The following is a 5,255-nucleotide window of genomic DNA, read 5'->3' as shown; positions in this document are numbered from 1 at the left end:
CACCCTGTAAATTCTTAACCGCTCCAAAATAAGGGTAATTACTTGTTATCAAAAATAAATCCGGAAAAATGCCGGCAACCGGTGACAAATCCGGGTTTATGCTACGCAGGACTTGCCCACCTATTACGCAAGGCTGGGCCGCGATGCCGAGCATCGGGCCGACGCCATCCTGTCGAAATTCGGCACGCGCATCTTCCACGCCAACACGTCGCGCGAAACCAACGAGGCGGCGTCGGAAATCATCGGGCGGGAGCATCAGGAAGAGATCGTGCTGACCACCAGCGACGCGAACGAGCGGCGCGGTGGTGGCCATCGGCACGACGAGGCCGGTTCCTACGATGGCGGTTCCGGGCGCAGCCAGTCGGAAAGCCGCGCGCGGCAATACCGGTACGAATACGCCATCCCGCCCGATGCGTTCGCATGGCGGCTGCGTACCGGCGGCCCGAAGAACAAATTCAAGGTGGACGCCATCGTGATCCGCAACGGCGCGACATGGAAGGCCACGGGCAAGCACTGGATACAAGCGGAGTTCAGCCAGCAATGAGCGCGGCGATGCCCTTTCGGTGGCTGTGGTATCTGGTGCGGGTGCTGTTCTGTAGCGCCTATGCCGTGGTGGCGTTTTTCAGCAAGCCGGGGGCGCGCTGGATTGTCGTGGCAGTGCTGGCCGTTGCGGCATGGCTGTTGTTCCCGTGGGTGCAGCAGGGCGTGCATTGGGTTGCCGTCTGGTTCAACGGCAACGACCGTCCCGAAACCATCCTTTGGCTGGTGATGCTTGCCCTGTCGGTGCTGTGGCTGGCCTGTCTGGCGGCATGGATACCGGGCCGGTGGGCGCTGCTGATCCTGCTGTTGTTGGCATGGTGGCTGTGCATCGACCGCGACGGGCGCGCGTGGGTGCTGGCCACCAGCGCACCGACCGGCCATCTCGGCCTTTATGCGGCGCTGATCGGGGCGGTGCTGGTGGCTTTGCTGGTGGCGCTTTGGGCGCTGGCGAAAATGTTGGCGCTGGTGTTGGGCACCTTCCCGCCGCCCGCGTGGCCGTTGCGTCCCCGTGCGGTGTTGAAGGCCAGGAACCGGGTGATTGCCCCGGTGCCGGTGGCGGTGGCCGTGCCGCGCTTGCGGCCATCGGCCCCGCGCCCACCCCATGAGCTGCATGCCGCATTGCCGCCGGAAGTAGCGGCACTGCTTACGCCGCGCCATCCTCCGGCGTTGCCGTAGCGGGCGCTTCGCTCCCGCCCGCTACCGGGGCCAGTTCGGGGAAGAGTGCGCGGTCATTCGGGCGGGTGATGTATTCATCGGCCAGCCGATGCATCACCTTGCCGAACTCGCTGGCGCGGTTCTTTTCCCAATGTTCCAGCGCCAGCGCTCCGATGAGGATTTTGCGCCGTGTGTCGGCCTTGCGTTCGGCATCGCGCTGTTGCGCTTCCAATGCTTTCTTCTGTGCCAGCAACTGCTGAATCTGCTGGTCAATCGCTTTGGCTTTGTCTATGGGTTTCTGGCGCGCCATGGGCACCGTCCTTTCTGTGCGTCGTGAATGCTATCGCCGGGAAGGCGAAAAGCATCTTACCATAACATGCCATTTGGTGAATGTCTGAACCCTGTGCTATCATCCCAAGCAAGGCGAAGGGCGCACTTAGTCATTCCTTTGGAATGAGTGCGGCCTCCCGGCGGGAAAAAGCGATGGCAATATATCATTGCAGCGCAAGCACCATTGGCCGGAGTCGCGGGCGCAGTATTGTGGCCGCCGCTGCCTATCGCGCGGGGATCGCGCTCACCGACCAACGTACTGGCTTGCTGCATGATTTCACGCGCAAGCGCGGCATCCTGCATGCAGAGATCATGGCCCCGCTGGGTTCCCCTGCATGGGCCACTGACCGCGCCAAACTGTGGAATGCGGCGGAACAGGCCGAGGACAAGAGCACCCGTCGCGCGACCGCCACCACGGGCCGCGAGTTCTGCCTTGCCCTGCCGTATGAGTTGACCCGCGCCCAGCGGTTGGCGCTGGTGCGGGCGTTCGCGCGGTACATGGTCGATACCTATGGCGTGGTGGTGGACTTCGCCTTGCACGCCCCCGACCGTCGCAGTGACGACCGGAATTTTCACGCCCATTTGCTCATCACCGACCGCCGCATGACCGATGCCGGGTTCGGGGAAAAGGTGCGCGAGCTGAACCTTGCCAATGGTGGCAAGAAGAACGTCTGCGCCATCCGCAAGGCTTGGGCCGACATCACCAACCGCCATTTGGAAATGGCGGGCATCGACATGCGCATCGACCATCGCAGCTACGAAGCGCAATGGATCGACCGCGAAGCCACCCGGCATCTGGGGCCGTCCGCATCGGCCATGGAACGCCGTGGCGAAAGTTCGGATGTGGGCGATGCCAACCGGGCGGTGATGGCTCGCAATCAGGAACGCGCCGCCATCGAAGCCGCGACGGTGGAGGCCGGGAAGAAGCAGCGCGACGAGGAAGTGAAACGCCAGCGCCGCGCCCATGCCAAAGCCGAGGATAGCGCCACCCGCACCCACGATCCCGCCGCCATTCTATTGGCTTTGACCGAACGCCGCGCGACCTTCAGCGAGGCCGAGCTGAAGGCGATTTTGAAACGCACCGTGTCCGGTGAGGTCGAACGCGCCCATCTGTGCAAGGCAATCCTTGCCTTGCCGCAGGTGGTGCGGCTGGCCGAGCGCCATGGCGGCCCCATTGTTCGCTACACCAGCAAGGCCGTGTTGCGGCGCGAGATGCAGGCCCTCGACCTTGCCCAAGCCCGCACCCGTGACACCAGCCATCGGGTGAAAGAAGCCACCCGCATTGCCATCATGGAGCGGGGGCAGTTCGGTTCCATCCGCCCCGAACAATACGCCGCTTTCCATGCCGCTACCGGCCCCGAGGGGCTGGCGATCATTGCCGGGGAAGCAGGCACCGGCAAGAGCTACACCATGACCGCCATTCGCCAAGCCTATGAGGCCGAGGGTGCGCGGGTGGTGGGGCTGTCATTCACCAACAAGGTGATACAGGACATGAAACGCGATGGCTTCCGCGAGGTGCGTACCCTCGCCGGGGTCATGCAGGATGTGGAGCGCCAGCGCGCCCGTTGGAACCGCCATACGGTGTTGATGGTGGACGAAGCGGCGATGCTGTCCACCCGCGACATGCTGGGCTTATTGCGGGCCGCCGATGCTGCCGGGGCCAAGCTGGTGTTGGTGGGCGATGAACGGCAGCTTGCCAGTGCCTACCAGCATGGCGGGCTGTTTGGGGCGTTGCGGGAACGGCACCCCGACCTTGTATCCGAGCTTTCCGAAATCCGCCGTATCCGCGACCATGCCCCCGATGCCGGGGGGCAGCGCCAGGCCTTCAATGCCATGCATGAAGGCCGCTTCCGCGAGGCGCTGGAGATCTTCGATAAGCAGGGCTTCATCCATTGGGCTGACACGCGCGAAGCCGCCCGCGCGGCGCTGGCGGAACGCTATGCCCATGATTTGGCAGCTTCCCCCGAGGCGCGGCGCTTTGCCTATACTCACAGCAACGATGACGCCAAAGCCGTGAACGAGGCGTTGCGCGCCGTGTACCGGCAGCGGGGGCTATTGGGGCCGGATCATGTCTTGGCCGTACAGGATGGGCAAACGCCCTTTGCGGTGGGTGACCGTATCCAGTTCACCGGCAATGGCTACCGCAAGACCGACCGGCAGGCGGGGTTGGCGAATGGGGTGGTGGCCACCATCCGCCGCATCGAGGGTGCACAGGTGACGGTGGCGCTCGATGGGCGCAAGGAGGAAGCCGCCCTGTCCTTCACCGTGGGCGAGAACATGCAGGCCGGGGAGTTCAACGCTTTCCGGCATGGCTATGCGGGCACCGTCTATAAGGGCCAAGGGGCTACCGTGGACATTGCCTATCGGCTGCATGGTGGTGGGGAGCGTGCCGCCACCTCCTATGTCGGGGCCACCCGCCACGCCGAAACCATGCATCTGTTTGCCAGCCGCGACACGGTGCGCGGCACCGATCCATGGATGGCGGCCAAGGGTGGTGTGGAAGGCCTGACTGACGCACAGCGCCAGCAGGCGGAACGAGCCTTTGCACGGTGGGCCGACGCCCGCCCTGACATGGCCGAGCGCCGGGGCCTTGCCGGATACGTCACCTTTGTGCAGGGGCAATGGACACCCGACAAAGCCCATGACCACGACCTGAACCAGCTCGCGCGCCAGATGGGCCGCCCGGAAGAAAGCCGGGCCGCCGTACAGTTCCGCCCGGTGCAGCCGCCGGCGGATACCACGGGCACCGACAGCACCAAGCAGCAGCGCTACAGCCCCGCATTCCGGCGGGTGGTGGATGCGTTCGAGTTCATGCACCGCCGCACCATGCGGCAGGCCGCCGCCGACATGCGGGCCAGTGCCGACGAGGATAAGGAAGCCGGTAGCCGCTGGGATCGTATGCGCGCCTTCTGGCGGAACCGGATGGAGCATGAACCAGACAGCCCGGCACCCCCACGGCCCGACACATCAACTCAACCCAAGGTTGATAACAATGCCCGTCAAAAAGGGTATGATACCAGACCGTCGAACGACCCGAAGCCCAGACCCGGCGGCATCGACCCATGAGCAGCAACATTTACAAGGACATTATCCGCCAGCGCGAAGCCATCCCGGAAGGGCAGGCCGCCCCTGTGCCGCTCCCCGCCGATGGGGAGTATCTGGCCTTCCGCAGCGGCAGCCGGGTACAGATGGGCTTTGCCCTCTACCGCGCCACCGGGGACATGGACGGCTTTCTGTATCATAACCTCGATAACCTTGCCCTGCGCCGCACCAGCGGAGCCGAGTTCCTGAGCTTTACCCATCGCGGCAAAGCCGTCACCATGCAGGGCCACGGCCTGAAAGCGGTGATGCAGGCGATCATGGCGCATACGCTCATGGAGCTATACGAACATGACGGCAAGGTGGTGGGGGTGGATGCGCCCGTGATTGAGCGGGTAGAGGTGGCCGAAGCAGGCAAAGGCAGAGGGCCGTCTTTGCCATAGAAAAGCAAAACCCCGGTCGCATGCAAAGCAGAGGCGAAGCCGGGGCGTACAAGGAATCTCTATTGTAACCGCGCTGTCATGCCATCCTTAGAGCATCGCGCGAGAAAGCGGAATCGAAGGATTCCCTTTTTGGTCTGGATGTGATTCATCTTTATCGGAGGTGGATCATGGGCAAGGCTTATTCAGAAGATCTTCGGGAACGCGTTGAAGCGCGGATAGCGTCGGGACATTCCCGGCGTGATGCGGCGC

General features: G+C 63.8%; 5 protein-coding genes. 4 read left to right on the top strand and 1 reads right to left on the bottom strand.

The window, feature by feature from the left end:
- Nucleotides 1–112 precede the first annotated feature (112 nt).
- On the top strand, nt 113–544 hold the full coding sequence (locus tag CHB97_RS25505) for a hypothetical protein (protein ID WP_089290837.1): 432 nt from the start codon (nt 113–115) through the stop codon (nt 542–544).
- Nucleotides 545–552: 8 nt separating this feature from the next.
- The gene (locus tag CHB97_RS25500) at nt 553–1,215 is read left to right on the top strand and encodes a hypothetical protein (RefSeq protein WP_143271216.1); all 663 of its coding nucleotides are present in this window, start codon (nt 553–555) and stop codon (nt 1,213–1,215) included.
- Here CHB97_RS25500 and CHB97_RS25495 read toward each other — a convergent pair.
- Nucleotides 1,184–1,504, bottom strand: a complete 321-nt coding sequence (locus CHB97_RS25495; protein WP_089290835.1) for a hypothetical protein — start codon at nt 1,502–1,504, stop codon at nt 1,184–1,186. The two genes, CHB97_RS25500 and CHB97_RS25495, sit on opposite strands and share 32 nt — an antisense overlap.
- An 80-nt stretch (nt 1,505–1,584) precedes the next feature.
- Between CHB97_RS25495 and mobQ the strand changes: the two genes are divergently transcribed.
- Together mobQ and CHB97_RS25485 are read left to right on the top strand one after the other, a co-directional pair.
- Complete coding sequence (gene mobQ, locus CHB97_RS25490; RefSeq protein WP_089290834.1) at nt 1,585–4,590, top strand: MobQ family relaxase; 3,006 nt, start codon at nt 1,585–1,587, stop codon at nt 4,588–4,590.
- Nucleotides 4,587–5,006, top strand: a complete 420-nt coding sequence (locus tag CHB97_RS25485) for a hypothetical protein (RefSeq protein ID WP_089290833.1) — start codon at nt 4,587–4,589, stop codon at nt 5,004–5,006. Before mobQ ends, CHB97_RS25485 begins: the two co-directional genes overlap by 4 nt.
- The last annotated feature ends 249 nt before the right edge of the window (nt 5,007–5,255 follow it).

It is taken from the genome of Azospirillum sp. RU38E (assembly GCF_900188385.1).
GTDB lineage: Bacteria > Pseudomonadota > Alphaproteobacteria > Azospirillales > Azospirillaceae > Niveispirillum.
Note: the sequence above shows the minus strand (reverse complement) of the source record. Positions and strands in the feature narration are given on the sequence as shown.

Coding starts and splice junctions, on each gene's coding strand:
- mobQ (WP_089290834.1), top strand. CDS start 1,585: ATGTCTGAACCCTGTGCTATCATCCCAAGCAAGGCGAAGGGCGCACTT.
- CHB97_RS25485 (WP_089290833.1), top strand. CDS start 4,587: ATGAGCAGCAACATTTACAAGGACATTATCCGCCAGCGCGAAGCCATC.
- CHB97_RS25500 (WP_143271216.1), top strand. CDS start 553: ATGCCCTTTCGGTGGCTGTGGTATCTGGTGCGGGTGCTGTTCTGTAGC.
- CHB97_RS25495 (WP_089290835.1), bottom strand. CDS start 1,504: ATGGCGCGCCAGAAACCCATAGACAAAGCCAAAGCGATTGACCAGCAG.